Source organism: Achromobacter sp. Root83, from assembly GCF_001428845.1.
In the GTDB taxonomy this organism is placed as follows: Bacteria; Pseudomonadota; Gammaproteobacteria; order Burkholderiales; family Burkholderiaceae_B; genus Achromobacter.
The window spans coordinates 175444-198527 of sequence record NZ_LMIU01000025.1; the positions used below are offsets into that span (position 1 = coordinate 175444).

A 23084-nucleotide genomic window follows, 5' to 3' on the forward strand; every position below is an offset into this window, starting at 1 on the left:
CGGCATTTTCGCCTGAAACGGCGATGGGATGGAGCCGCTCGACGAAGAGCGTTACTCGGAGGTCTATTGGCAGCCCAACTTCGCGCGAGTTCCTAGGTAGGCGATCCTTGATGAAAAAAACTGCGAGCGCCTTCCAAATGCGTAGGCTTCCAGTGAAGCATGATGAAGTTTTCAATTTAGGCCGGTGTACGATTTGTCTAGCTTGAGCAGCGTACTCTATATTTGTGCACATGACAGACGATCTACCCGAAGACAGCCCGCGTTGTGCGCCGTCCAGCTTTATGCGGAAGCGGCGCCCCAACCTGTTTTCGGACACACGAGGCGGCATAGAATTCGCGCTCACACGGGAGGTGCTGGCAAACCACCTGGACACGATCACGGCGCGCAACGACGAGAATGTTTTCGAGAAATTCGCACGCAAGCTGGCCGCCGTCGAAATCTGCCCGAATTTGCGTCCAAACACTGGCCCTAGTGGCGGAGGTGATGGCAAGGTTGATACTGAAACCTACGAAGTCGGCCCGGAGGTCGCCGGGCGCTGGTACATAGGGCAGCCAGAGGCCGCGTGTGAACGGTGGGCGTTTGCGATCAGCGCCAAGGAAGAGTGGAAGGGCAAGGTCCGCAGCGATGTGAAAAAGATAGCCGAGACGGATCGCGGCTACACCAAAATCTACTTCATCACGAGCCGTAATGCGCGCGCGAAAGACCGAGCCGACATCGAGTTGGCGCTGGTGAAAGAGCATGGCGTGCCGGTCACCATCCTTGATCAGGCCTGGATTCTAGAATGCGTGTTCGAGCACGGGCGCGTGCCGCTTGCCGTAACCGCCCTCGGCATGAGCGATGAGCTCAAGCGTCAAACCACTGAAACCGGCCCACTCGATCAAGTGCGCATCAAGCAGCTTGAGACGCTGGACGCGCAGATTGCCGATATGTCCCGGATACCCGCCCTTGTTGCCGAAGACATGCTGGAGGCCGCTCTTGCGGCCCGCGGCCTTGAACGATCCCGCTCTGAAATTGAGGGGCGCTTTACGCAGGCCCGACGCGTCGCGCGGAAGGCGGGAAACCATCTGCTCGAATACAAGATCGTCTATAACTGGGCGTGGACAGCGAACTTCTGGTTCGAAGACTTCGACCTTCTGGCAGAGCTGTACGGTGATGCAGCGGACCTCGTGGTGGACCTAGGAAATGCAGAGCTGGCCTCCAAGTTGACAAACCTGTGGTCCGTGCTGCGCATGGCCGTGCTCACCGGCGCTCTGGACGAAACGCAGGCCAAGATCTCGGAGCGTAAAGTCACGCTCGCGAAAATACTCGCCGATATCGCGGCCGATAAGAGCCGACCCAACAGTGCGCTGCATGCTCGTTCGCTGCAATTGTTCGTCGAGATGATCAATCGCCGCCATGAGCGCCCCGATCAACACATGGACGATATCTGGGTGGCGCTTCGCGAAGTGGTCACCGACGCCGACGGATACGGCACGTTTCCCTTCGAACAGATCGCGGACTCGCTCACGGAGCTGGGAACTTATATCAAGCATAGTGACCCGTTCGACGCGCTCTTTTCCGCAATTGCAGAAGTGCAGGCACAGCGAACGGGTGAAGGACAAGCGGCGACCATGTTGGTGACCCGCGGCCATCAGAAGCTGGAGCAAGGTGAACCCTACGAGGCGATCCGCTGGTTCGGCAAGGCGCTCGACCGTCTTGTGAAAAAAGAGTTTGAACGCGAATTGATGCTCGCACTGGGCGGCCTTGCCATGGCGTACAACGAGGCCGGATTATGGTGGGCGGCGCGGGGCTGCGCACTCTCCGTCATCAGCCATCAGGTAACGGCGGGCACCATGATCGACGGCAGCCTGGGCGCAATCAGCCCCGCTATGCTGAACGGTCTTATGCGTATGGAGCTATCTCTCGGTCGGGTCGGCCACGCTTTACTCGTACATCAGCTTGAGCTAATCGTTCACCACGCACGTGGGATGAGCGACGAGGCCGCCGACCGGCACCGCCATGGCAATGCGATGTTGATGAGCGCGCTGCTGATCAGAGCACCGTTTGAGCGGCGAGAAGACCTCACGCGTCTGCCCGATATTCTTGATCAGTATGCACTGTTTGAAGCGCGGACACCGGCGCTGTTCCTGCTTGGCCGGCTCGACCAGCTACGAGAAGAAAGCTCGATTCCGGCAGGTGTCGACGATAGCGAGATGCAGGCCCTCATGCAGGCGCTGTGGGATGCCGGCCCGGAACTCGGCATCCGAACGACACCGAAGCTGACCCTTGATGACATGCGCATACTCTCAGCCCGCGTCCTTGGCGTTAAGCTGACCTTTGAGACAGACGCAGATGTGCAGGGAATACAGATCGCGGAAACGATCCTGAGTGTGATCGAGAGCTTCCTCGCCACAAGCCTCGGCGCGCGGGTGCTGCCAAACGTCGACAGATTGACCGTGCGTGTGGTCGCGGACGCGGCGCATATCGCCGCCCCCACGATCCGGGTCGAGCGCGCGCGGGGCACCTCCATTGTCGTCATAACCTACAGCCCGAGCTTTGCAGGGGAGTCGCGGGAAGACGCCCAAGCCTTCCGCAATTTTTGCTACCGGTCACTCGCCGTGATCGTTGGCCGCATGATGGGCTTCGCAGACCCCGAGAAGTGGCTTGAGCAACTTGCCGTCGACGAGCGGGTGTTCGACCGTGCGCTCATCTTCTGCAACGTGCCGCTAATGACGCGCAGTGTCTTCGGCGAAGGAGTGCCCGTACCGCTTGCGCTGGCTGAGAATGAGCCCGCCCTCTATCCGGATCTACGCACCCAAGCCTGGACGCCTACTAGGGACGAGCGGCCCGCTGGCCCGCCGGTCTTTGGTGAAGGCGATCCGCCGCCTGGCAGCTTCGATCTGAAGAAGATGCCGCATACTGCTTATGAGGTGCGCTCCCCGATCGACGTGGAGACGTGGAACCGGGCGCAGTGGAACGGCTCAGTCTTCATATACACGTCCGCACCAAATGAGGACCTTCCGTTTCTCGGCCTCTCCTTCGAGAACGGTGAAGCGGCCGAAGAGATTTTTGCCGGCTGGCATGCACGTATCGGCAGCGACGATGGCACCGAGCATTTGCGGATCACCATCCTGCGTGGCGTCGATCACAAAGATCCCAATGCCTATTGCGTGTCGATCGGTCCGCCGATACATACCGGGGATGAGTTGAAAGACGGGCAGCTGTGCGGCTACGTCACTCGCAACAACCGCATGTATCCAATAAATAACGCGCACCTAGATGCTTTTCTTGGAGCCTATGCCCGCGCGGGCTCGTTCCTGCTTGTGCCGTTTCATTTACCAGGGAAGCGCGGCCAGCCAATCCCTATCCCGCTCAAACCGATCCCCATGCGCGAACTTCACGTCAGGCAAGCGTGGGAGGTAAGTGAAAGCGATCCCGATGTGATGGCGCTACGGGCGGAGGATGATCCGCATATACCGCCCGGCGTCGAGAATCCACCCGTGCTGCGCGCGCTGGCACGCGTTCGCCAGATAAAAATTAGGGCTTAGGGCGAGCGACCGCTTCGGGTCGAGAGCGGCCAGACACGATTGACGCCTTCCGACCCGAAGCGGTCTCATTCGGCCATGCTGAACGCCTCATGGTAGGCGACCGTTCCGGACGGCAAGGGCTGCCCGAACGACATTGCCATGAAGTATTCGGAAGGTATGCCTGGCAACACCAGCGTGGCTTCGTTCATGAAGCCAAATCGCTTGTAGTAGGAGGGCTCCCCAAGAACAACGCAGCCAGATGCCCCCAGATCGGAAAGCCTCGCTAGCGCCTCGCGTATTAGTTGAGACCCAATCCCGCGGCCCTGTAACTTGGGAATGACAGAAACAGGGCCAATGCCAAACCATCCTGAGGTGCCGTCGGAGATGGAAACCGGTGAAGCCGCGACACTCCCGACTACAGACCCATCCATTTCGGCAACGACACAAACGGTTAACACGCCGGTATCGCGCAATGCGGCGAGAATAAATTGTTCGCTGTGACTCGTATGAGGTGCATCTAAGAATGCTGCCTCTGTGACGGCATGAATGGCCGCGACGTCTTCCGGCGCTTCGGAACGAAGAATTAGTTTCGTCATGAGGTCAGTATAGAAGGGGATGGCCGCTTCTGGCCGAGAACGGGCATAACCCCGGGGTCCCCAAGTCGTCGGTCGACATGGTGTGCGATTAAGACTGCACCCGCCCAAAAAGGCGAACTTTATTCCTGCTGCTCAATCCCTGACCAGCGGCATGCACACTAAATGATCCCGTTCAGCGGGCCGCGGGTGCAGATCCGGTATCGTCGGCTAGCCCTTTACGGGCGCAGCGCCACCATATGGCGCCCGTGCCCGCATATACGCCATCGGGCTGCACTTCATTTCGGAACGGAACGCAAAGATGAACGACGATGTGGAGCCATAGCCAAGTTCCAATGCGGTCCCCGTTACATCGAGACCACTCTCCAATAGCTCGATGGCTCTGAACAACTTCAGCCGGCGACGCCAATCGCGCAGCGTCAGGCCGGTTTCGGCAAAGAACTTCCTGGCCAACGTCCGCCCGGACATCCCCAGTTCCCGGCCCCAATCATCCGGGCCCCTTGGATCGGCCGGCTGGTTGTACAAGGTTTCGCAAAGGGTCAATAGCGGGCCGCTTGTCGGCCACGCCAGTACCAACGAAATCGGGGTTGCACGGCAGAGTTGGTCGAGCACCAGCCGGTATAGCCGACCGAAATACCCGCACTCGTCCGCCTCTTGCCCTTGAATTTCCGCTGCCTCGACAAGAAGCGCCTTCAATAACGCAGACACGCCAAAGACCGCCACCCCGCCCTCAGAAAGCGTTCCCCCAGGATGATCGGCAAGCCACAGACTGCGGTATTCGGCCCCGAGGAAAGAACCGACGCTATGCACCGTTCCGGACGGAATCCACGCGGCCTGGTTCGGCGATATGGCGAAAGAATGCCCGCCCGCCGTCACCATGAGGACGCCGGAGACGGCGTATACGACCTGGTTCCATTCATGCGTATGCGCAGCGAAATAATCCCGTGCGCCAATGGACTGCACCCTCATGGTCATTGGCGCCGGCGGCAGGACGTCCGGCGGGGCGGTAATGGCTTTCCACTGCATGAGCGCGTTCATATGTGCTGTTGGCCGGACGATTCGATTCAACTGTCTGCGGCCACCGTCAGTACCATGCGGAATTTCGCTTTTCCGGACTTCATTCGTTGGTAGGCCTCGTTGGCCTCTTCCAGGGCCATCAGTTCTATCCGTGGATGAACCTCAGCCAACACGCTGAATTGCAGCGCCCGCTCGTTCTCGTAGGGGGTACCCGTTATCGACCCCATTACCCGGCGCTCGCCCCCCACCAGGAATCCCGCGGGCACGGCGAGCTCATCCTTGCCCGCACCCAGCACGACCAGCCTCCCTTTAGGCGCAAGCCCCGCAAGTGCGCTCGCCACGGCGGCCGGATTGCTGATCGTCGTCACGACGGCGGCAGCACCGCCCAGGCGCTTGAGTGCCTCGCCAGTATCCTGTTGACTCGTGTCGACGTACACGTGCGCACCAAGGTTCATTACGTCCTGCACGATATCTTGACCGCGCCCGACCGCAACGACCTTGAAACCCATTCGTCGGGCATATTGCACAGCCAGGTGCCCTAGACCACCGATCCCCAGGATCGCAACGACATCGCCCGCCTGAGCGCCACATTTCTTGAGAGCATTGAACGTGGCAATGCCGGCACACAAGATCGGCGCGGCCTCTTCCGAACTCAACTCATCGGGGATCGCCACCAGGCCCGTGCTTCGTGCAAGCATCATTTCCGCATAGCCGCCATCGCGGGACCGGCCCACCACAGGCTGGTTCAAACAAAGTTGAAAGTTTCCCTGCCGGCATTGGACGCATTCGTTGCAATGCCCGCCCAGGCGCCCAACCCCCACCCGTTGCCCGACCTTCCACATAGAGGGGGTGGACTCGCCAATGGCTGCAATTCGCCCCACTACCTCATGACCGGGCACCCGCGGCAACGGCATGGCTGCGTCGGGCCTTTCAATGTCGCCCACGTCGGCGCCGCAGATGCCGCAGGCTTCGACCGCGATGAGCACCTCGCCCGTGCCAGGCGAAGGAGTCGGCCGCTCTATAAGTTGCAAGATTCCGGGCTGCGCAACCTGCATTGCGCGATATGTTGCTTTCATCTTCGTCGCTCCTGTTATGGCTGCACGCCGCTCAGCCCTCTGATCGCCTGTGCAGATTGGCTTGTGCCGGGCCCGTCAAGCGTCAAGTGGGGGCTTCGCGTCCGGCAGTTTCGGTCATCGCAGACATCAGGGCCTTCAAGCCTAGTTCAGCCGACTCGATAGCCCCCGCGACATAGCCGGAGAACTGAGGCGACCACTCGCTGGCGATACCGATCAGACGTCCGTGCCACCGGCCGGAGGAAGCCATGTTCGAGGGCGCCGCACCATGGTGTGCCTCGCCTGCCAAATCAGCGGGAACGGCCGTAAACGGTTCCCGCGCCCAGTCTTTCACCGCATCAGTGCGGGGCGCGGCCGCCTGTGGCCCGAAGAGCCGTACCAACTGCGCGCGACAGACCGCCCGCGTCACATCATCGTCCACGGTCTTGCGTGCGTGGGCCGGCACGCCAATAAAGCCGAACAAGGCGGCACTGCTGCCGGGCATCGAGGCATCGTGAATCTCGACCATCGGTCCCCTTCTGCTGCGGCCCTCACCGGAGAGTCCCTGCTCCCGCCAGAACGGCGTGTCATAGACAGCGACGTACTTGGCATGAGCCGCCATCCAGGTCGCAGTCGAATTCCACTCGTCTGCCAAGGGTGCCGGCAACGGCGGCTCAAACCCGATCGTCTGAGCGGCTAGCCGTGGCGGTACCGCGAGCAGCACATGCTCGGCCCGCCAGGTGGATGTCCGACCGGCGGAATCGACCGAGGTGAGATCGACAAAATCCTTCTCGCTCCGAAGGGAGCGAACCACCTGACCGGTAATGATCCGTTCCGGCTCGATGCCTGCGCGCACAGCGGTGACCAGGGCGTTCATGCCACCGATCAGACGCATCGACGCCGGAGCATTCATGTAGCCGCGTACGCGCACGGGTGGGGCGGTCGCCGAACTTTCAACGACCGTATCCCCGGATTCGAACTGTGCAAACCGCTCCAGGCCCAACTCCTCCACCAGACGGTGCAGCTGGCGCTGGTAGTCGGGCCAGAACCAGGTCGGGCCAAGATCGAACTGGCCAGGATTGCCGGCAAGGTAATGCGAGCTCAGGCCCGAACCATCGATAGAGGCGATCCGGCCGCCCAACATATCGCGCGACTCCAACACCACATAGTCATGAACGCCTTGAAGCTCTAGAAGCCGGGCCGCATGCAAGCCGCTCAAACCCCCGCCAACAATTGCGATTCGAACCTTTTTCACGTTCAGGCCTCCGTCGAAGTGTTGATGAACCGGCCAGTCTTCAGGTAGACGGTTGCGCCGCCGGGGCCGGACGTCAAGTCATGGATACCTCCGGCAGGCACCCGCATCCAGGTTCCGCGCGGGTACGAACTCCCGTCCAACATCAATTCACCCGCAAGAACCAGCAGCTCTGAACCGCTCGCATCCTCGGAGAAAATGGTCTCCCACGCCGAGAAGCGCTGCAGCCGAACTTGCTCGTGTTCTGACGCAAACAGCATGCACGATTCTTGACCGGGTGGGCCGGTCCAATTGTCAGGCGAACCCGTGTCAATGCGGATCCGCCGATCCTCGCCGGCAGGCATCTGCCACAGCTTGACGAAAATGATGGCGCCGTCGTCCGTGAAGGGGCGATGCGAAGAACCGGGCGGATTGCGCAGGTACCAGCCGGCGGGATAGTCCGCGCCGTCTTCAGAGAACGTGCCAGACAGCACGAAGATCTCTTCGCCGCCAGGATGTTGATGGTGGGGAAAATGGGAGTCTGGCGCGTACCGCACGATGCTGGTGGCCCGAGCTTTCTCCCCGCCCAGCCTATCGAGCATCACACGTTCGACCCCGCTCTGTGGCGACGCAACCCAGACATACTGGTCAGGTACAACGATGGCACGACACGAGAAGTCGGCGTTGACGAGCATAAAATTCCTTTAAAGCTGCTGGAGTGGTTCGCCAATCAAGCGATGGGCGAACCACTCCCGGCGGCCTAGTAATTTCCGGATGCCGCACCGGCACCCGGCATCAAGGCTCAAGCAACTTGATATATCCGCACGTCAGGCGCGCTGGCCAGCAGCGGACTGAGGCTGCCGACCACGTCGACGTTGAACAGTTCGCTTTCCAGGTACGCGTACGCATTTTCCTTGCTGTCGAAACCATGCAGCACCTGCACGTCCTCGTCTCGTACCAGCACTTCAAACAAGAAAAGCTATCCATATCCCGTCCACGCTTGATGGAAGTGCCGGATGCCGACCAGGGATCACGCTTGGCCACTCCTTGATCTGAATGTCATTCTTCTCTTATCGCCTTCGCTCGACAAACGAGATAAAGTGTTCATTCGGCATAGAAAATCTTTACCGCTATGAAGTCTCCTGTTCACTTGAACGCCTTACGGGCATTCGAGGCCAGTGCTCGTCATCAGAGCTTTTCCGCCGCAGCGGCGGAACTGAACGTCACACCCGCGGCGGTGGGCCAGCTCGTCCGGACGCTTGAAGAATGGCTGGGCGTACCGCTGTTTCGGCGCAGCAGCAGCGGCCGGGCGAGACTCGTTGTCACCGAGGCGGCGCAACGCGCCCTGCCCGACATCCGCGCAGGGTTCGACAGATTGAGACTGGGACTGGAAACACTGAAGGAAGGCTCGGCGAGCGGCGTGTTGACTGTCGCGGTCAGCCCGGCTTTCGCAGCCAAGTGGCTACTGCCAAGAATCGACGGCTTTCAAAGCGCGTGGCCCGATACCGACGTGCGCCTTGACACCAATCTCAAGCCCGTGGATTTCGTTGCGCAAGGGGTGGACATTGGTGTGCGCTACGGCCTGGGTAATTGGCCAGGGCTGGTGGCGGAAAAGCTGATGGACGAGGAGATCTACCCCGTCTGCTCGCCAGAGCTGTTGCGCGGACGCGGAGGATTCAACGGACCCGACAGCTTGTCGAGCGAAACGCTTATCCACGATCTTTCGATGGACGGGCACACCGGTTTTCCTACGTGGAAGGCTTGGTTTCAAGCGGCCGGCGTGCCTGACATCAGCCCCTCTCGGGGCATGAAGATCAACAACTCCGCGGCGGTGTTGCAGGCCGCTGCGGAAGGCCATGGAATTGCTCTGGCTCGCAGCGTGATGGCGCGAGACGACTTGACGGCAGGCCGGCTGGTGCGGCTCTTTCCTGAGATCCAGGTCGCGTCCTCGCTCGCGTACTACGTCGTTTATCGTCCAGAATGCGCCAGCTTGCCCAAGTTAGTGGCGTTCCGGGACTGGCTGCTGCGCGAAGCCGCCCCACACTTGATTCAGTTCCTTGGTGGTATTCGATGAAGTTAGATGGGGTGTTCGTTGAGTCGGACGATGAGAACGCCGCGCTTTCGAGCGCTCACGGGAATCGTCGTTTGGAGGCACTAGGCTCCTACAACACTCTCGACTTTGTCGTTCGCTTGAGACCAGACCTTCACAAAATCCTGGAGGCGCAGGGCGGCAAGGTCTCCATGCGGGAATGTGAATCATGGGATGCCGCGCAAGCCTTCTCGACCTACCTCCATGAAACGATCCATTGGTGGCAGCACGTAGGTACAAGCGCCGGCCTCATGCTGAGCTTCTTGCAGCCTGCCCATGCCCATATGAACCGAAAGCGGCTGGATGAGATTCTCGCAACACATGGGCCGATTAAACCTTTAGTAGGGCTGGCACAGAAGCTATCCGATGCCAATCAACAGAACGGTGCACTGAACGTCGTTCTTAACAACTGGCACGACCTCGACTTTTTCCGACAGCTTGCGATCAACCCGAGGGGATCGGTGCAGAGCATTGCTAGCCATCCGTACTTCGAGAGCGTCGGTCATTCCTATCGCATGGCGATTGGTGCTGCGAGCTGGCTCATCAGCGCCACGTTGGATCCACGCTACGAAGCGCTGCCTCATCCGCGTGACTGGGAAGCAGAAATGGCCGCGCTACGCGAGCGGAAGGCCGAAGGATTCTTTTACGGATCACCTATCGAAATTCCACCTATAGGTATGCTGGAAATCTTCGAAGGGCAGGCGCGCTTCTCACAGATACAGTATCTGTACGGGGCGAGCGGGGGTCACCTTTCCTGGGACACATTTCGCAACCGAGGGATGCTGAGTGGCGTCTATACCCGCGCATTCGAAACTTTTCTGGATTTCGTCGAGGAGGAATGGCCGGCGACCACTGATGACCCCATCGTGGGGCTTTTTCTCCTCATATGCGACGTCGCGCTATCTCCCTCGGAGGGTCTCTTCCTGCCTATGACAGATCCGTCCGCCCTCATCTGGTCAACTGATCCCGGCTGGCGTTTCATCATGCTTTGTCGATTTGCCAAGGAAGAAGGGAGTGCCTTCAGGCGGTCTATACGGAACTACAGCGCTGAGGAGTACTGGAAGGTCAGCCAGCGGCTAAGTGACCTGATGCTGAGCCCTAGCCCAAGGCAGCTTGGGGAAGCCGTCTCACAATACGCAGACACGCTTCCAGCGTGGATCGCGCTGATGGAAGAGGATAGGACCTTCGAATACTGTGAAGGGAACCTTCCCATACGAGTGTTGCTCGGGCGCTTCACTCGCCTACAGCGTGACAAGCTAAAGGCACCTCAGTTTTTTTGCTGGCCAGGTATGTGCCTAACCAGCTTCCGACAGGCGCTGGACGCTAAAAGCGTCATTGCGCTGTTCAGCGAGCATGAAGCGCTGTTCCTAGATCGCGCCGACAGGGACGTCTATCCGCGACTAGTGCCTGGTAGGGACGAAAAGACACTGCAGCGCCTCTTAGACGATTTCTACACTTGGGTATCTATGTACGAGATGACCCGTCAGTGGCTTGTCGAGGACGGCCCGTTTGACTACGACTATGGTTGGCTCACGAGTAAGTTCAGCAGCACGGAAATAAAGGACTGGGCGGATCGCGCTTTCAAGTTTGGCACGGGAGTTCACCCTGATGCCTTTTCAGTCTTACGGTGAACTCTCAAGGCGATTGAAATGTCTCCCGTCAAAAAAGCGAACTTCTAGTTCGCAACGTATCGACGTGCCTCCTAAGACCGAAAACGCGACCTTTATTTCTGCTACTCAATCCCTGAGCAGCAAGAGTTCGTTTTTCTGACTGAAATCCGCCTCTTCGCAAAGTGCACTATCCATGGCCAAAGCCCTCCGATCGTCACCTTGCTTTCTGCTTATATATCGCCACACCCCAGAACTTCAGCTCGCACGATGCGAGGCGATTGCCGGCAAGGGATCAACGCGCCAGAACCTTCTTCATCGACGGGGCGGGATGCAGCAGATAGTTCTCTCGCTCATAGAACGGAACGGCGTCCGGCCGCGCGTCAAGAAATACGGACGTCATGCCACGGGCGCGCGCATCGGTTTCGGCATATTCCATCAAGGCCCGGCCGGCACCGCTTCCACGCACCGCCGCGTCCACCACCAGGTCATCGACATGCAGGTGTGCCCCGCGCGCCAAGGTGTGGACGGGCCTCATGCCTACCACCCCGATGATCTTTCCGTCTCGGAAGGCGGCAACCAGCTCGTAGCCCGAATGCGATTGCAGGCGCGCCCGCTTCAGAAACTCTGCCTCGTCCAGCGATCGGAGTTGAGAGATAACCGGGTACGCGTGCCCCCATTCAGCCGGAGATAGCCGCCTGATTTCCAACCTGCTGTCCCGTTGTTCGATCATGGTCCCGCCCTCAGGCATCCAACTGCACATGTTCAACGCGGTCCCGCCCGTTGTTCTTGGCCGCATACAGCTGCTGGTCCACGGCCTTGATGAAACCCGCACGGTCCGCCGGCCCATCCGGCACCGCCGTGCCCGCGCCGATGCTGACGGTGACGCGCCTGCCATGCGGTGACAGCGCGTGCACGATGGACTTCTTCTGAAGCAATCGCTGGCAGCGTTCAGCGACTTTCCGCGCCACTGCGGCATCGGCTTCGGGCAGCAGAACGACAAACTCTTCACCCCCGAAGCGCGCAACCAGATCGCGAGGGCCATCCAGAGCCAAACTCAGCGTCTGGGCGATATCCACCAAGCATTTGTCGCCCTGAGTGTGCCCATACAAGTCGTTGTACTGCTTGAAAAAATCGACGTCGAGCAACAATATGGACAGCGGTTTGCCTTCGCTGCGCGCGCGCTCCCACTCCAATTCGAAACTGCTATCAAAGCGGCGCCGGTTGGCAATATTCGTCAAGCCATCCTTGAAGGACAGCACCTCCAATTCTTTCTGCAGGCTCAGCAGCTTTTCCTCGGTCTTCTTGCGTTCGGTGATGTCGAACATGAAGCCGATCAGCGCTTCGACTTCGCCGCTGTCGTTGCGCATGACGTGGACGACGTCGCGAATCCATACATAGCCGTTGTCCTTGGTCAGCGCCCGGTAGTCGGCCTCGTGATCGACCCCGGCCTGGGATTGGGCGACGCAGAAATTCACCACATACTCGCGATCTTCTGGATGCATGCGCATGGCCCAGTCCTCCACGCTCACCCAGCTTTCCGCGCTCCAGCCCAGCAACGCCTCAATCTGGGGGCCGATATAGGCGAACTTCATCGTGGCCCAATCGATCTTCCAAGGAATCGCCTTGGTCGACTCCAGCAAGGTTCTGTACACCGCGTTGTCATCAAGAAGCGTGCTTTCTTCGGACATACCCAACCCACCCTGGATCCAAATGGAGCGGCCACTGTAGCCTGAACCTGGCGGCTGCGGAGATTTAATGAATGGCGGTTTCTGGCCGGGAGCGGAACCGCGGGCATCCGCGTGCGACCCATGGCTGGCACGCCATTTATTTAACGGTTCAGCGCGCCGCGGGTGGGAGGACATAGTTGGGATTCAAGCATGCTGGCAGCCCCACCGGATGATGCCCGGACTTAACCATCTCCAGATACGTCGGGAAAACGGACCGATTCCAGTTCAGAAGGGCTTCTTGCACTTCCGCCGTCAAGGCCTCATCTACCAGCGCCGTGCTCAGCGCAGCATCATCCAATGACCGTAGCGCCATGACCTGCGACTTGTCCACTCTCAAGGCAACTTCGTCCAACGGACCATCGCACGCTACCAGGCCTCGGTGGTAAAGAACTTGGAAGCTTCCCTCCACCTGAAAGCGAAAGTCGGGGGGAAGTGAAGAGTTTTCATATAGGCCAACCATGAGCATCGCGCCGGTAGCCAGCCTGTCCGCCAAATGCCAAACATAGGGGTCTCGATACGCGAGGGCCGATTGCACGTCAGGCGACGCAGCGAGGAGAGGTGCACTGTTGATCATGAAGCCCGCAACGAGGACGGAGCGAAGCACGCTCAGGGCAGATGCGATGTAACGTGGAGAAGCGTAGCTTGCGGACATAAAGGGCATTTTCAATGATAGGCATCAGTTACAGCTTACCGGGCGAGATCGCAGTCTGACATTATTTTCCTGGAAGGAATGCAACGCCTCACTCCCCCGAGGTTCAACTTGCCCCGGCGCGTCGCTCCCTTCTCGCTCCCCCCTGTGATGGTCCATCCGTTTCACAAATCCGCCACCGCCGTCGCCGATGCCTAAACGTTATCAAGCCTCAGCCGCGTCCCCAAACAATCGACGAACGCGCGCACCTTGGCCGGCGGGAGCCGGTTCTCCTGCCATAGCGCGTGGATGGGCACCGGTTCAGGCTCGAAATCCTCAAGTATGGTTTCCACCTGCCCCGTATCCAGAAGATGCCTGATCTGCCACATCGGCGAGTAGCCGATACCGAGTCCGGCGCTGACGGCTGAATAGATCGCCGCCATCGTATTGCTGCGGAACGGCCCCCGTACCCCGACAGTGCGCCGCTTTCCGGCAATCTGGAACGCCCACTGACCCGGACGCTGATCGACGATCCTGACGAGACACGCGTGCTGGCGCAAGTCCGAAGGATGGGCGGGGCGGCCATGCTGTTCGAAATACGCCGGCGCGCCAAATACGACTCTGCGCAGCGCTCCCAGCCGTTTCCCTTGCAAGCCGGAATCGGGCAGGTCGGCGATACGGACGACCAGGTCGAGGCCTTCGCCGGAGAGGTCGACAAAGGAATCCGTCAGTTGCAGATCGACCTCGACCTGGGGATACGTCCGCATGTATTCCGCGATGACCGGAACCAGGAAGTCGGGGCCGAACAGAATCGGCGCACCCACGCGCAATGTGCCTGACGGCGCAGTCCGGCGATCGGCGACTTCCAGCCGGGCCTCGCCTATTTGCTCCAACGCGGGCTTTACCCGCCGAAAGAATGTCTCGCCGGCTTCGCTGAGCGCGGAATGCCGCGTGCTGCGGTGAACAAGCTGAACGCCGACATCCTCTTCCAGCGTGGCAAGCGAACGGCTGACGGCCTGCAAGGTGCGATTGAGACGGCGAGCGGCCTTCGTCAGGCTTCCCGCTTCCGCGATATGAACGAATGCTTCAAGGTCTTCGAGGCGGCTCATGCTTATCTCGCAAATCGTGATTAAGTTTCAGATTTTGAAGGCATTGTTCCACCAAACGTGAAAACTTACACTGCCCTCATTCAAACACCTGTACGAAGGAGCCGCCAGTGGAAAGCACAAAACCCATCGTTTTGGTCGTCGGAGCTACGGGCAAATTCGCGGGCCTGGTCGTGCCTGAACTGCGACGGCGCAACGTGACGGTCCGCGCGCTCGTCCGCGACGAGACACGCGCGGCTGTCGCCCGCTCGCTGGGAGCGGCCGAGATCGCCATCGGGGACCTCCGCAGTATCGATAGTCTTGCCGAGGCAACGCGAGGCGTGGACGGCATCTTCCATCTCGGCCCGGCGTTCGCTTCCGACGAAGCGGCAATGGGCGTCGCCCTGGTCGAAGCGGCGCAAAAAAACGGGGTGAGGAAGTTCGTCTTTTCCTCGGTCATCCAGCCGACCAACACGCGCCTGGAAAATCACGCCAGCAAGATTCCAGTGGAAGACGCGGTTTACTCGTCACGGCTGGAATACACGATCCTGCATCCCGCAAACTTCATGCAGAACATTGGCATGGCGTGGCCGTCGATCCGCGACCATGCCAGCTTCGGCGAACCCTTTCCCACGGACACCAGAATCGCTCGGGTGGACTATCGGGACGTCGCGGAGATTGCGGCAATCGCGCTGACCGAAGACAGGCTGGCCTACGCCACGCTGGATCTGTGCGCCGGCATGTTCAGCCGCCTGGACGTCGTGGCGGCCCTGTCGGAAGAGTTGGGATCTCCCATCGCGGCGCTGGAGCCTGGTTTCAGCGTATGGGCAGCGCAAGCCCGCCTTCCGTATACCGACCGACAGTTGCTTCTGCTGTCCAAGGTTCTGGACCACTATCGGGCATATGGGCTCGGAGGCAACAGTCTTGCGCTGAGGGCCGCGCTAGGCCGGGAACCGCGCTCACTCCGCGAGTACATCAAAGATCTGATCGCCGAAAAAAAATCCGCGGACGCACGCAAGGAATATCGAGATGCCTGACAAGCCGCCAGCATCGGTCTTGAGGAAACTTCCGCAGCGCTACGCCCGCTTCTTGATGCCCCTGTTTCTATCGGTTTTCATGTCGGCCATCGTTTCGGCGGTGGCGACTGCCACAAGCGTGGGCCTGGGCTCCGACTTCGTCACCCGTTGGCCCAACGCGTGGGCGGCCTCCTGGATCGTGGCGTTTCCAAGCCTTTTGCTCTTGCTGCCCGTCGTACGGCGGATTGTCGCCTGGATGGTGGTTCAGCCGTAACTACGCTACCCGGCCGGCCAAGCAAGCATTGCGGCATCGATGATCAGGTGGAGCTTCTGCTCGGACGCGCCGTCACGGGCCTGGATGGAAAGCCCTTCGAGCACGGTGGTGTAGAAAGCGGCAAGCTGGCCGACGTCTGCGGATGCCGAAAGGTCACCCTCTGCAATGCCTTGCGAAAGACGGTCCCTTAGTATCGTTTCTCCGTCCAATCGGTTGTCGGCAAGGAACGCACGTACGCTCTCGTTCTCCGGGGCGCCAAGCAACGATGACAACACGATCATGCAACCACGCGGCCCCTCGTCGACGGTATAGGCCCGCGCGTTCGATCGCAGCATCGTTTCAACCGCCTCGCGGGCAGTGCTGGCGTCGCTAAGGCTCCGAGACGTTGCTAGCCCCTCGACTCGGTCGTAGAGATCGACCGCCTCTCGAAAAATATCTTCCTTGCAACCGAAGGTCGAATAGAGGCTGGGTTTATTGACTCCCATGACGCCGACGAGATCCTGGATCGACGTACCTTCGTAACCCTGCGCCCAGAAGATTCGCATGGCTGCAAGCAAGGCCGTGTCTCTATCAAATGCTCGCGGACGCCCGATTTTCGGGGCTGGCTTTGGTTTGCTCCCGGCGCTCATGATTCAATCATCCGCAGACCAGCCACACCAACCCCGATCAGCCCCAAGAACAACAGCTTGGCGGCTGACATGGACTCGCCCAACACCATTGTTCCGAAGACCGCCACGCCGAAGGCTCCGATCCCCACCCAAATTGCATACGCGGTGCCCACCGGCAGATCCTTCAGGGCCAGACCGAGCAAAACCAGGCTAAGCATGGCAACGCTTACACCGATCAGGCTTGGCCAGAACCTGGTCAAGCCGTCCGCCTGTTTCAGCGCCAATGCCCAGACGATTTCGAGCACGCCGGCCAGAACCAATAGTCCCCAAGCCATTTGAATCCTCATTCATTCTTGACTGCGATTGCGACAATGCCGACCGTCGGCTCGACCGGCGACGCTACGCCGTGAAGCCGCCATCAATGGCGAGCGAGGCGCCGCTTATGAATCCGCTGTCGGGACCTGCCAGATATCCGACAGCGGCTGCGATCTCCGCTGGCGCGGCATAGCGCTTGACCGCCATGAGCTCCAATTCCGCGGATACCGCCGGACCATCAGCGGGATTCATATCGGTGTCGGTCGATCCCGGATCGACAATGTTGACCGTGATGCCTCGATCGCCAACCTCGCGCGCGAGACCCTTGGTGAACCCGATAAGCGCGGACTTGCTCATCGCATAGAGCGTCACGCCCCCATAAGGCACCCGCTGAGCGAAGCAGGAGCCGATAGAGATGATGCGCCCGCCGGAACCCATGTGAACAAGCGCGGCTTGTGTCGCCACGAAGACCGCCCCGGCGTGGATCGTCAATGTGTCGTTGATCTCTTCGAGCGTGACGCTTTCGATCGGACCCGCAGGGAATACGCCGGCACTATTGACCAGGATATCCAGCCTGCCCAGTTCCCGGGCGGTCTGCTCTACCGCCGCTCGGACGGCGGCCAGATCGCGGCTATCCGCCCTGATGGCCAAGGCCTTGGTGCCCGTGCTTTCCAGTTCGTGAACGAGGTCTGTCGCCGCCTGATCCGACTTGGCGTAGGTGAAGGCAACATCAGCCCCCCTTTGTGCCAGCCGCCGAACGATGGCGGCGCCGATGCCGCGCGTCCCCCCTGTGACGAGGGCAACCTTGCCTATGAATTCCATGTCGACAGTTCCTTTTATACCGATCGGTTAAAAATACTACGGGGACCGGAATTGGATGTCAAGGATTGATGGACGAACGCATGGGGGCAGTGAGCGCATCGATCTGTAGCCCTCAAGAGCAATCGCGTCCAGGACTCATCGACTCAGACTGGAGGGCTCCTGAAATACTTCTGTCAACGTCGAATTGAGTTCATTAGCGCTGCGGCTATATTGATCATGGAAGAGGCGGTCGCCCGGAGCGCCGCATTCGCTTCCGACAATGTCAAAGATGCGGTGACACATTGGAATGATGGAGACAAGCAATGAAGTTTATGCGTACGTTGTGGAAGTCCTTCAAGAATCGGCGCGGCTACACCCTGGCCCAACTACCCGCCGGCGTCGTATTGGTGATGACGATGTTCACCATTGCCCAAGCCTGGTTCTGGACTATCACCACGACAGAATTCGGTAAGTTGTTCATCGCGGAGTACGACAAATACGGGCCGTTTTACTGGAAAGCGCTCTTCTGCGCTTTGGCGCTTTTCTGCCTTGGTTTCCTCGCGCTGATGTGGTCCACCATGGCTATACATCTACAGCAGAATTTGCAGAAAAGGATTTTCCAAAAAGCCTGAGCGATGATCGCCGGTGAGCCGTTCACCGGACGATCCCTTGCCCCGCCGCCGAACTGCCCGTCAAACACAACGCTTGCCGTGACACGCGTCTTGACGTGCAGGTCCAGCCGGAAAGCCGATCACCATCCGGCAGGCGTCGTGCGCGTCGTAACGATCGAATTGGTCATGGCCGCCGGCCTAGCGCTTTCACCCGTTCGAACATGACCGTCATTCACCACGCAACGGACGATGGCATCAGCCCCGCGTGCGAAGGAAAATGCGGCAGCACGTCGTTGGCCAGCTCCTCCAGAACCTCCGCCGCCGGACGCTGCGAAAACTGTATTCCTAGCGCTGCGTGGTTCACCCCTGCCGCCTGCCACTCCTCCAGCAACGCCATCAGCCCCTTGCGTCCCGTGCGCAGGACATAACCTCCGCGCAACGGCGTGCGAGGGTGGTCAGGGTCATCCACCAGATCGATCCGCTCGTTCGTCATGTGGGGACGGAAGGCGCCTCCGGGAATAAGGTCACGCCATGCACGGATTTTTTCGGCCAAGTGCTGAGGGCCTCTGGGGGCATGGGTCGCGTTCGGGTGCGTCAGCCAGCCGTCGGCGTGCTCGGCGATCCATGCAAGCGATTGACCGGATGAGCTCGTCACCACCATCGGAATCGCGCCGGCGACGGGCTTGGGCAGGAACTCGGCGCCCTCGAAGCGACCCAGCGGGGAATCAATGGCCAGACGCCCGGCATCCATGATGCTGGCGCATGAAGGCGACACCCGGAGCAAAGCGCTCTGCCCGCGCCCCGTGCTCCAGCCCATAAGCGGGGAACTCGATCGGCCTGTCGCCGGAAGCCACTCCTATCATCAGGCGGCCGCCAGACAACTGATCAATGGTCGTGGCTGCCTTGGCCAGGTCTATGGGATGGCGCAGAGAGACGACAGCACTTCCCGTTGCAAGAGCCACGTTCCGAGTCCGCGCGGCCAGGAAGGCAAGATGGGTGAAGGGATCGAACACCTGACCGGCGTCACCAAAGGATGGATCGAACAAGGGCACGTCACGCACCCATACGGCGGCGAAGCCACGCCTGTCAATCTCGGTGACCAGATCGGCTTGGCCAACAAGCACTTCCATGTCCCCCTCGCAGCTCCGCAACGGCAGGAAGATGCCAACCGTCAATTTGTCCGGCGCGAACATTCGACGGTATCCGGGGTGTGCGTAAAAGCCGGCAGGCGAAGCGCTCAAAGTTCCATGATCATCTCGTGCCACCCCATGCCACCATGATCTGATTCGGAAGGGCGAACATACCGGTATCCAAAGCGGACATACAGCTCCACGTGCTGTTCCTTGCACATCAGATGGATCGTCTTCTTGCCCTGGGCCTTCATCAATTCCACAAACATCCGCATGAGCGTAGTGGCGTAGCCCCGGCCCTGGAAGGCCGGGTCGATCACGACGGACATGATGACGACGTTAGGCGCCGCGGCGTCATGGCCGACCAGTTCCTTGAACGCGTCATCGGCCATGACCACGTCATGCGCGCACCCGCTGTTGATGAAGCCGATGACTTGCCCGTCATGTTCCATGACCAGGAATCCTTGCGGATACTCCCGGATGCGCGTCGTGATCTTGGCCAGGGTGGCGGCCTCGTCGCCCTCATAGGCGCCGATCTCGATTGCATAGCAGCGGTCGGCGTCCTCCGGCGTGGGTGGGCGAAATGTGAGGTCATCGGAAACTGCGGAAGACATGGCGAGGCTCTGGCGGAAAGAAAATCGCTATGCTACCGGTCCGTGGAGATGCATATACGGCTTTTCTTCAACATGAGTCGCGCGCCAAGACGCGAAGGATCCCGGCACGGCGCCGACCCCACGAAAAGCGACCAGGCGGGGACGATCCTTTCACAACGGCGCAATGATCTTGAGCGGTGATCGCATGCGTCTTCGTCCCCGGCCTGAAGCCCGTCAGGCCTTTCTTCAAGGCGCCGATGGCCTGATGTTCTGGTTGTGCCGGAACAGGTTCTGCGGATCGTACCGGGTCTTCACCTGGACCAGCCGGTCAAAGTTGGCCCCGTAGGCCGCGCCTACCCGCGCGGTCTCGTCCTGGGTCATGAAGTTCACATACACCCCGCCCTGGGCGTAGGGTTCCGTGGCCCGGAAGATGTCGCGCGCCCAGGCGATACAGCGGTCGTCGTCCTTGGGATCGTCCCAGCGCCCGTGCACATTCATGGCGAACTGGGCCGAGCGATGCGGATAGGCGGTCGTGGGCACCGGAATACGCATCGCGGCTTCGCCGATATGGCCGAAGAAGATTTCGCACTGGGGCGACGGCACGCTCTCCACCGCCGCGACGACGGCGTCGATCAAGCCGTCCTGCAACGATTCGAGGTTGTGCGACTTCCAGTAGTTGCGCGCACCCGGCGTCAGCAAGGGATCGAAGGCCTTCTGCCAGGCCGCGTAGGGCATGGGGCCCAGATGTTCGCCGTAGGGCTTGCCCAGCCCGCGCACCACCTCTACGGCTTGCGGCCCCTTGTCCAGGTCGCCCGTGTAGCAGACGGCGAAGGCCAGGATGGGCTTGCCATGCACGGATTCCGGCAGGAACGGCAGCGGCGGCGCCAGCCTCATCACGGCCCATACCGTCATTGCTTCGGGCATGGTCTTCAACGCCTCGCGATACTTCACCAGCGCCTCTCTGCCCTGTTCCAGCGGCAGCACCACCAGTCCCCCGTAGATTTGCGGCCCGACGGAATGAAGCTGGAATTCGAACATGGTGACCACGCCGAAATTGCCGCCGCCGCCTCGGATTGCCCAGAACAGGTCTTCGTTGTCCTGCGCGCTGGCGTGCAGCAGTTTTCCATCCGCGGTGACGACATCCGCCGACAGCAGGTTGTCGACGCTCAGGCCGAACCGGCGGCTGAGCCAGCCGAACCCGCCCCCCAGTGTCAGGCCCGCGACCCCGGTCGTCGAATTGATGCCGAGGGGAACAGCCAGGCCGAAAGCCTGGGCTTCGTGGTCAAAGTCGGCCAGGGTTGCGCCGGGTTCGACATAGGCTCTGGCGGCCTGGGGATCGATCCGCACCGACTTCATCGGCGAAAGATCGATCATCAGTCCGTCATCGCAGACGGCGGTGCCGGCGATGTTGTGGCCTCCGCCGCGGACGGAAATCAGCAGATTGTTCTCACGCCCGAAATCCACGGCCTTGCGCACGTCGGCCGCGCCCGCGCAACGCACGATGACGGCGGGACGGCGGTCTACCATGGCGTTCCAGATTTTTCGGGCATCGTCGTAGCCGGCATCTCCGGGCACCAGGACCTGGCCTCTTAGCGAGGCGCTCAAATCGTCGAGGGCGCCGCTGGACAGTTGGTTCATCACACACCTCCTTGAAGGTGATGTTTCCAAACAATGTCTAAAGCAAGCCGTCTATCTTTGCGGGCGCGGCATGGGACTCGCCTCCGGGAAAGGGGCCATGACCCTGAGCACCATGTGCCCGGCATACGCCGCGCGGGGTCAGGCGGCAGACGCCCATTTCGTGTGCCGGAGCGTGCATGATCTGAAAGTATAGGTCTTCAGACGGGCACCGACGCAACGCTATCCGTCATTTTTCAGGACGCCGCGCACGTTCAACGCCGCCAGCCCGAGCTGCAGCGCAATAAGCGCGTAGGCGCCATCGTGCCAACCCCATGCCACCCAGAGCACATTGCTCAGCAGGAACACCCAGAATCCCGTGTTGCGCTGGCCCATCCCCCGGGAAGCCACCAGCCAGGCGGCGACCAGCGACGCCGCCATGGCCGGCCACTGCAGAAAGTCCCAAAACGCATCCATGTCTTTGTCTTACCTCTGGCCGATGCGGCCCCCGGACCGGTTCATGGTTTGCTCCGCGCGCCCTGGCCGCGGTTGCGCTGGCTTTGCTGATCCTGCCCGGTGCCTATCTGCGAAACATGGCCCTCTTTTTTGGTGCGGTTCTGCGTGTCGCCGTGGCTCGCTTGATCCTTGCGGGACGTATCGTCTTCGCTCTTGTTCGGGGTGGTTTGCTGAGGTTTGGTCATGATTGTTCTCCTGTCGTAGGGGTATGGGCGCCTGCGACCCGGATCCGGTTTTCGACGTCTTTGACGCCCGTGCAGGCGTCGGCGCAATCCTCGACGCGGTGCTTGGTGGGGCGGTTGGGGACCGTGCCTTCCAGGATGGCCCTGCCATCGACGACCGTCACGGTGACGTCGCTGACGTCCAGACCGCTGTGCGCCAGCGACTCACACACGTTTTCGCGCACCCGCTCGTCCGTGCGGACGTAGCCCTTGGGGTCCGTCCGGCTCGATGCGCGGTCGCGCCATGCGGTCATGCCGGGTCCATAGCCGCCGCGCTCGGCGGTTTCGAACGACATGGGTTCGTCGCGTCCAGAGGGACGGTCTCCGTAATAGCCCCCTTCGTCGTCGCCGAACGAGGTAGGTCCGCCATAGCCCCGGTCGCGCGCGCCGTAGACCTGCTGCCGCTGGAATGACGGATCTTCGCGGGAGAATCCGCCGTAGCTGCTCTGGCCCGGGTCGGCGCTGCGGCTGCGCACCGGCTCCCGGCTCATGCGCGTGCCGGATTGCGGGCGCGTCCCTTCTCCCTGGTATCCGAACGATGGGGCCGGGTCATGCCAAGGTTCCTGATCGCCGCTCACGCCATAAGGGCGCGGATCGCGTTTGTTCCTTGGGTCTCTGTTCATCTCGAGTCTCCTGTTGCGAACTGAATGGCTTCGCGCGGGGCCGACGCTGGGCGTCCCCCCGGCGTATTGCTGGCAGCAAGTGCTGTGCCAGCCCGGCGGTAACGGTGTGGTTCATCTTGACTAGGGTCGATTCGCTGAAAGGCGGATAGGCCAAACCGGGTGCGACTGCTCAGAATAGAAGCCATGCGGACACGGCGCGCCGCAAGGCGCCATCGCCGCATCCG

At 60.6% G+C, this 23084-nt stretch carries 24 protein-coding genes and 1 pseudogene; 6 read left to right on the forward strand and 19 right to left on the reverse strand.

The features are described from left to right. Positions 1–230 precede the first annotated feature (230 nt). Entirely contained in the window at positions 231–3527 is a 3297-nt protein-coding gene (locus ASE30_RS23920; protein WP_057286770.1) for a hypothetical protein, read from the forward strand. 65 nt (positions 3528–3592) lie between these two features. Here the strand turns inward: ASE30_RS23920 and ASE30_RS23925 are convergent, their stop codons facing one another. The 6 genes from ASE30_RS23925 to ASE30_RS29075 form a co-directional block, all read right to left on the reverse strand. Next, a complete protein-coding gene (locus ASE30_RS23925; protein WP_057286771.1) occupies positions 3593–4102 on the reverse strand; it encodes a GNAT family N-acetyltransferase in 510 nt (169 codons plus the stop codon). Positions 4103–4309: 207 nt separating this feature from the next. Continuing rightward, positions 4310–5125 (reverse strand): helix-turn-helix domain-containing protein, encoded by an 816-nt coding sequence (locus ASE30_RS23930; RefSeq protein ID WP_057287050.1) that lies wholly within the window; start codon positions 5123–5125, stop codon positions 4310–4312. A gap of 38 nt (positions 5126–5163) precedes the next feature. Then, the gene (locus ASE30_RS23935; protein ID WP_057286772.1) at positions 5164–6192 is read right to left on the reverse strand and encodes an alcohol dehydrogenase catalytic domain-containing protein; all 1029 of its coding nucleotides are present in this window, start codon (positions 6190–6192) and stop codon (positions 5164–5166) included. Positions 6193–6274: 82 nt separating this feature from the next. Next, positions 6275–7423: an FAD-dependent oxidoreductase gene (locus tag ASE30_RS23940; RefSeq protein ID WP_200964474.1), complete on the reverse strand. Its 1149-nt coding sequence runs from the start codon at positions 7421–7423 to the stop codon at positions 6275–6277. Positions 7424–7425: 2 nt separating this feature from the next. Continuing rightward, positions 7426–8094, reverse strand: a complete 669-nt coding sequence (locus ASE30_RS23945) for a cupin domain-containing protein (protein WP_057286774.1) — start codon at positions 8092–8094, stop codon at positions 7426–7428. A gap of 107 nt (positions 8095–8201) precedes the next feature. Beyond that, positions 8202–8372: a hypothetical protein gene (locus ASE30_RS29075; RefSeq protein WP_156407748.1), complete on the reverse strand. Its 171-nt coding sequence runs from the start codon at positions 8370–8372 to the stop codon at positions 8202–8204. Between the two features lie 159 nt (positions 8373–8531). Here ASE30_RS29075 and gcvA point away from each other — a divergent pair, with 159 nt between their 5' ends. Together gcvA and ASE30_RS23955 are read left to right on the forward strand one after the other, a co-directional pair. Then, positions 8532–9473, forward strand: a complete 942-nt coding sequence (gcvA, locus tag ASE30_RS23950; protein ID WP_057286775.1) for a transcriptional regulator GcvA — start codon at positions 8532–8534, stop codon at positions 9471–9473. Then, a complete protein-coding gene (locus ASE30_RS23955; RefSeq protein ID WP_057286776.1) occupies positions 9470–11119 on the forward strand; it encodes a hypothetical protein in 1650 nt (549 codons plus the stop codon). The genes gcvA and ASE30_RS23955 overlap by 4 nt, the downstream gene beginning before the upstream one ends. A 271-nt stretch (positions 11120–11390) precedes the next feature. On the opposite strand, the gene ASE30_RS23960 is transcribed toward ASE30_RS23955, so the two are convergent. The 4 genes from ASE30_RS23960 to ASE30_RS23975 form a co-directional block, all read right to left on the reverse strand. Beyond that, the gene (locus ASE30_RS23960; RefSeq protein WP_057287051.1) at positions 11391–11828 is read right to left on the reverse strand and encodes a GNAT family N-acetyltransferase; all 438 of its coding nucleotides are present in this window, start codon (positions 11826–11828) and stop codon (positions 11391–11393) included. Between the two features lie 10 nt (positions 11829–11838). Next, positions 11839–12786 carry a sensor domain-containing diguanylate cyclase gene (locus tag ASE30_RS23965; RefSeq protein WP_057286777.1) on the reverse strand — a complete coding sequence of 316 codons (948 nt, stop codon included), beginning with the start codon at positions 12784–12786 and terminating at the stop codon, positions 11839–11841. A 148-nt stretch (positions 12787–12934) separates the two neighbouring features. Continuing rightward, positions 12935–13477 (reverse strand): hypothetical protein, encoded by a 543-nt coding sequence (locus ASE30_RS23970; RefSeq protein WP_156407749.1) that lies wholly within the window; start codon positions 13475–13477, stop codon positions 12935–12937. A gap of 191 nt (positions 13478–13668) precedes the next feature. Then, entirely contained in the window at positions 13669–14562 is an 894-nt protein-coding gene (locus ASE30_RS23975; RefSeq protein WP_057286779.1) for a LysR family transcriptional regulator, read from the reverse strand. Between the two features lie 107 nt (positions 14563–14669). Between ASE30_RS23975 and ASE30_RS23980 the strand changes: the two genes are divergently transcribed. Continuing rightward, positions 14670–15575, forward strand: coding sequence for an NmrA/HSCARG family protein (locus ASE30_RS23980; protein ID WP_057286780.1), 906 nt, complete (start codon positions 14670–14672; stop codon positions 15573–15575). Beyond that, positions 15568–15828, forward strand: a complete 261-nt coding sequence (locus ASE30_RS23985; RefSeq protein WP_057286781.1) for a DUF2798 domain-containing protein — start codon at positions 15568–15570, stop codon at positions 15826–15828. Before ASE30_RS23980 ends, ASE30_RS23985 begins: the two co-directional genes overlap by 8 nt. 5 nt (positions 15829–15833) lie before the next feature. Here the strand turns inward: ASE30_RS23985 and ASE30_RS23990 are convergent, their stop codons facing one another. The 3 genes from ASE30_RS23990 to ASE30_RS24000 form a co-directional block, all read right to left on the reverse strand. Next, positions 15834–16457 carry a TetR/AcrR family transcriptional regulator gene (locus tag ASE30_RS23990; RefSeq protein WP_057286782.1) on the reverse strand — a complete coding sequence of 208 codons (624 nt, stop codon included), beginning with the start codon at positions 16455–16457 and terminating at the stop codon, positions 15834–15836. After that, positions 16454–16771: a multidrug efflux SMR transporter gene (locus tag ASE30_RS23995; protein ID WP_057286783.1), complete on the reverse strand. Its 318-nt coding sequence runs from the start codon at positions 16769–16771 to the stop codon at positions 16454–16456. Before ASE30_RS23995 ends, ASE30_RS23990 begins: the two co-directional genes overlap by 4 nt. Before the next feature lie 64 nt (positions 16772–16835). Beyond that, positions 16836–17573, reverse strand: coding sequence for an SDR family oxidoreductase (locus tag ASE30_RS24000; RefSeq protein WP_057286784.1), 738 nt, complete (start codon positions 17571–17573; stop codon positions 16836–16838). A 302-nt stretch (positions 17574–17875) separates the two neighbouring features. Here ASE30_RS24000 and ASE30_RS24005 point away from each other — a divergent pair, with 302 nt between their 5' ends. Next, positions 17876–18184: a hypothetical protein gene (locus tag ASE30_RS24005; RefSeq protein ID WP_057286785.1), complete on the forward strand. Its 309-nt coding sequence runs from the start codon at positions 17876–17878 to the stop codon at positions 18182–18184. A 211-nt stretch (positions 18185–18395) separates the two neighbouring features. On the opposite strand, the pseudogene ASE30_RS24010 reads toward ASE30_RS24005, so the two are convergent. The 6 genes and pseudogenes from ASE30_RS24010 to ASE30_RS24035 all read right to left on the reverse strand — a co-directional run bounded on the left by ASE30_RS24010 (position 18396) and on the right by ASE30_RS24035 (position 22860). Continuing rightward, positions 18396–19356, reverse strand: a pseudogene (locus ASE30_RS24010) (LLM class oxidoreductase). A 44-nt stretch (positions 19357–19400) separates the two neighbouring features. Further along, positions 19401–19907, reverse strand: coding sequence for a GNAT family N-acetyltransferase (locus ASE30_RS24015; RefSeq protein ID WP_057286786.1), 507 nt, complete (start codon positions 19905–19907; stop codon positions 19401–19403). A 225-nt stretch (positions 19908–20132) separates the two neighbouring features. Then, on the reverse strand, positions 20133–21524 hold the full coding sequence (locus tag ASE30_RS24020; protein WP_057286787.1) for an FAD-binding oxidoreductase: 1392 nt from the start codon (positions 21522–21524) through the stop codon (positions 20133–20135). 219 nt (positions 21525–21743) lie between these two features. Further along, on the reverse strand, positions 21744–21977 hold the full coding sequence (locus ASE30_RS24025) for a hypothetical protein (protein WP_057286788.1): 234 nt from the start codon (positions 21975–21977) through the stop codon (positions 21744–21746). Positions 21978–22018: 41 nt separating this feature from the next. After that, complete coding sequence (locus tag ASE30_RS24030) at positions 22019–22201, reverse strand: hypothetical protein (protein ID WP_057286789.1); 183 nt, start codon at positions 22199–22201, stop codon at positions 22019–22021. Further along, positions 22198–22860 (reverse strand): BON domain-containing protein, encoded by a 663-nt coding sequence (locus ASE30_RS24035; RefSeq protein ID WP_082601714.1) that lies wholly within the window; start codon positions 22858–22860, stop codon positions 22198–22200. Before ASE30_RS24035 ends, ASE30_RS24030 begins: the two co-directional genes overlap by 4 nt. Positions 22861–23084: the final 224 nt, after the last annotated feature.

What these genes read in the sequence shown, in the direction of transcription:
- ASE30_RS23920 (WP_057286770.1), top strand. Translation starts at nt 231, where the DNA reads ATGACAGACGATCTACCCGAAGACAGCCCGCGTTGTGCGCCGTCCAGC.
- ASE30_RS23925 (WP_057286771.1), bottom strand. Translation starts at nt 4,102, where the DNA reads ATGACGAAACTAATTCTTCGTTCCGAAGCGCCGGAAGACGTCGCGGCC.
- ASE30_RS23930 (WP_057287050.1), bottom strand. Translation starts at nt 5,125, where the DNA reads ATGCAGTGGAAAGCCATTACCGCCCCGCCGGACGTCCTGCCGCCGGCG.
- ASE30_RS23935 (WP_057286772.1), bottom strand. Translation starts at nt 6,192, where the DNA reads ATGAAAGCAACATATCGCGCAATGCAGGTTGCGCAGCCCGGAATCTTG.
- ASE30_RS23945 (WP_057286774.1), bottom strand. Translation starts at nt 8,094, where the DNA reads ATGCTCGTCAACGCCGACTTCTCGTGTCGTGCCATCGTTGTACCTGAC.
- gcvA (WP_057286775.1), top strand. Translation starts at nt 8,532, where the DNA reads ATGAAGTCTCCTGTTCACTTGAACGCCTTACGGGCATTCGAGGCCAGT.
- ASE30_RS23955 (WP_057286776.1), top strand. Translation starts at nt 9,470, where the DNA reads ATGAAGTTAGATGGGGTGTTCGTTGAGTCGGACGATGAGAACGCCGCG.
- ASE30_RS23960 (WP_057287051.1), bottom strand. Translation starts at nt 11,828, where the DNA reads ATGATCGAACAACGGGACAGCAGGTTGGAAATCAGGCGGCTATCTCCG.
- ASE30_RS23965 (WP_057286777.1), bottom strand. Translation starts at nt 12,786, where the DNA reads ATGTCCGAAGAAAGCACGCTTCTTGATGACAACGCGGTGTACAGAACC.
- ASE30_RS23970 (WP_156407749.1), bottom strand. Translation starts at nt 13,477, where the DNA reads ATGTCCGCAAGCTACGCTTCTCCACGTTACATCGCATCTGCCCTGAGC.
- ASE30_RS23975 (WP_057286779.1), bottom strand. Translation starts at nt 14,562, where the DNA reads ATGAGCCGCCTCGAAGACCTTGAAGCATTCGTTCATATCGCGGAAGCG.
- ASE30_RS23985 (WP_057286781.1), top strand. Translation starts at nt 15,568, where the DNA reads ATGCCTGACAAGCCGCCAGCATCGGTCTTGAGGAAACTTCCGCAGCGC.
- ASE30_RS23990 (WP_057286782.1), bottom strand. Translation starts at nt 16,457, where the DNA reads ATGAGCGCCGGGAGCAAACCAAAGCCAGCCCCGAAAATCGGGCGTCCG.
- ASE30_RS23995 (WP_057286783.1), bottom strand. Translation starts at nt 16,771, where the DNA reads ATGGCTTGGGGACTATTGGTTCTGGCCGGCGTGCTCGAAATCGTCTGG.
- ASE30_RS24000 (WP_057286784.1), bottom strand. Translation starts at nt 17,573, where the DNA reads ATGGAATTCATAGGCAAGGTTGCCCTCGTCACAGGGGGGACGCGCGGC.
- ASE30_RS24005 (WP_057286785.1), top strand. Translation starts at nt 17,876, where the DNA reads ATGAAGTTTATGCGTACGTTGTGGAAGTCCTTCAAGAATCGGCGCGGC.
- ASE30_RS24015 (WP_057286786.1), bottom strand. Translation starts at nt 19,907, where the DNA reads ATGTCTTCCGCAGTTTCCGATGACCTCACATTTCGCCCACCCACGCCG.
- ASE30_RS24020 (WP_057286787.1), bottom strand. Translation starts at nt 21,524, where the DNA reads ATGAACCAACTGTCCAGCGGCGCCCTCGACGATTTGAGCGCCTCGCTA.
- ASE30_RS24025 (WP_057286788.1), bottom strand. Translation starts at nt 21,977, where the DNA reads ATGGATGCGTTTTGGGACTTTCTGCAGTGGCCGGCCATGGCGGCGTCG.
- ASE30_RS24030 (WP_057286789.1), bottom strand. Translation starts at nt 22,201, where the DNA reads ATGACCAAACCTCAGCAAACCACCCCGAACAAGAGCGAAGACGATACG.
- ASE30_RS24035 (WP_082601714.1), bottom strand. Translation starts at nt 22,860, where the DNA reads ATGAACAGAGACCCAAGGAACAAACGCGATCCGCGCCCTTATGGCGTG.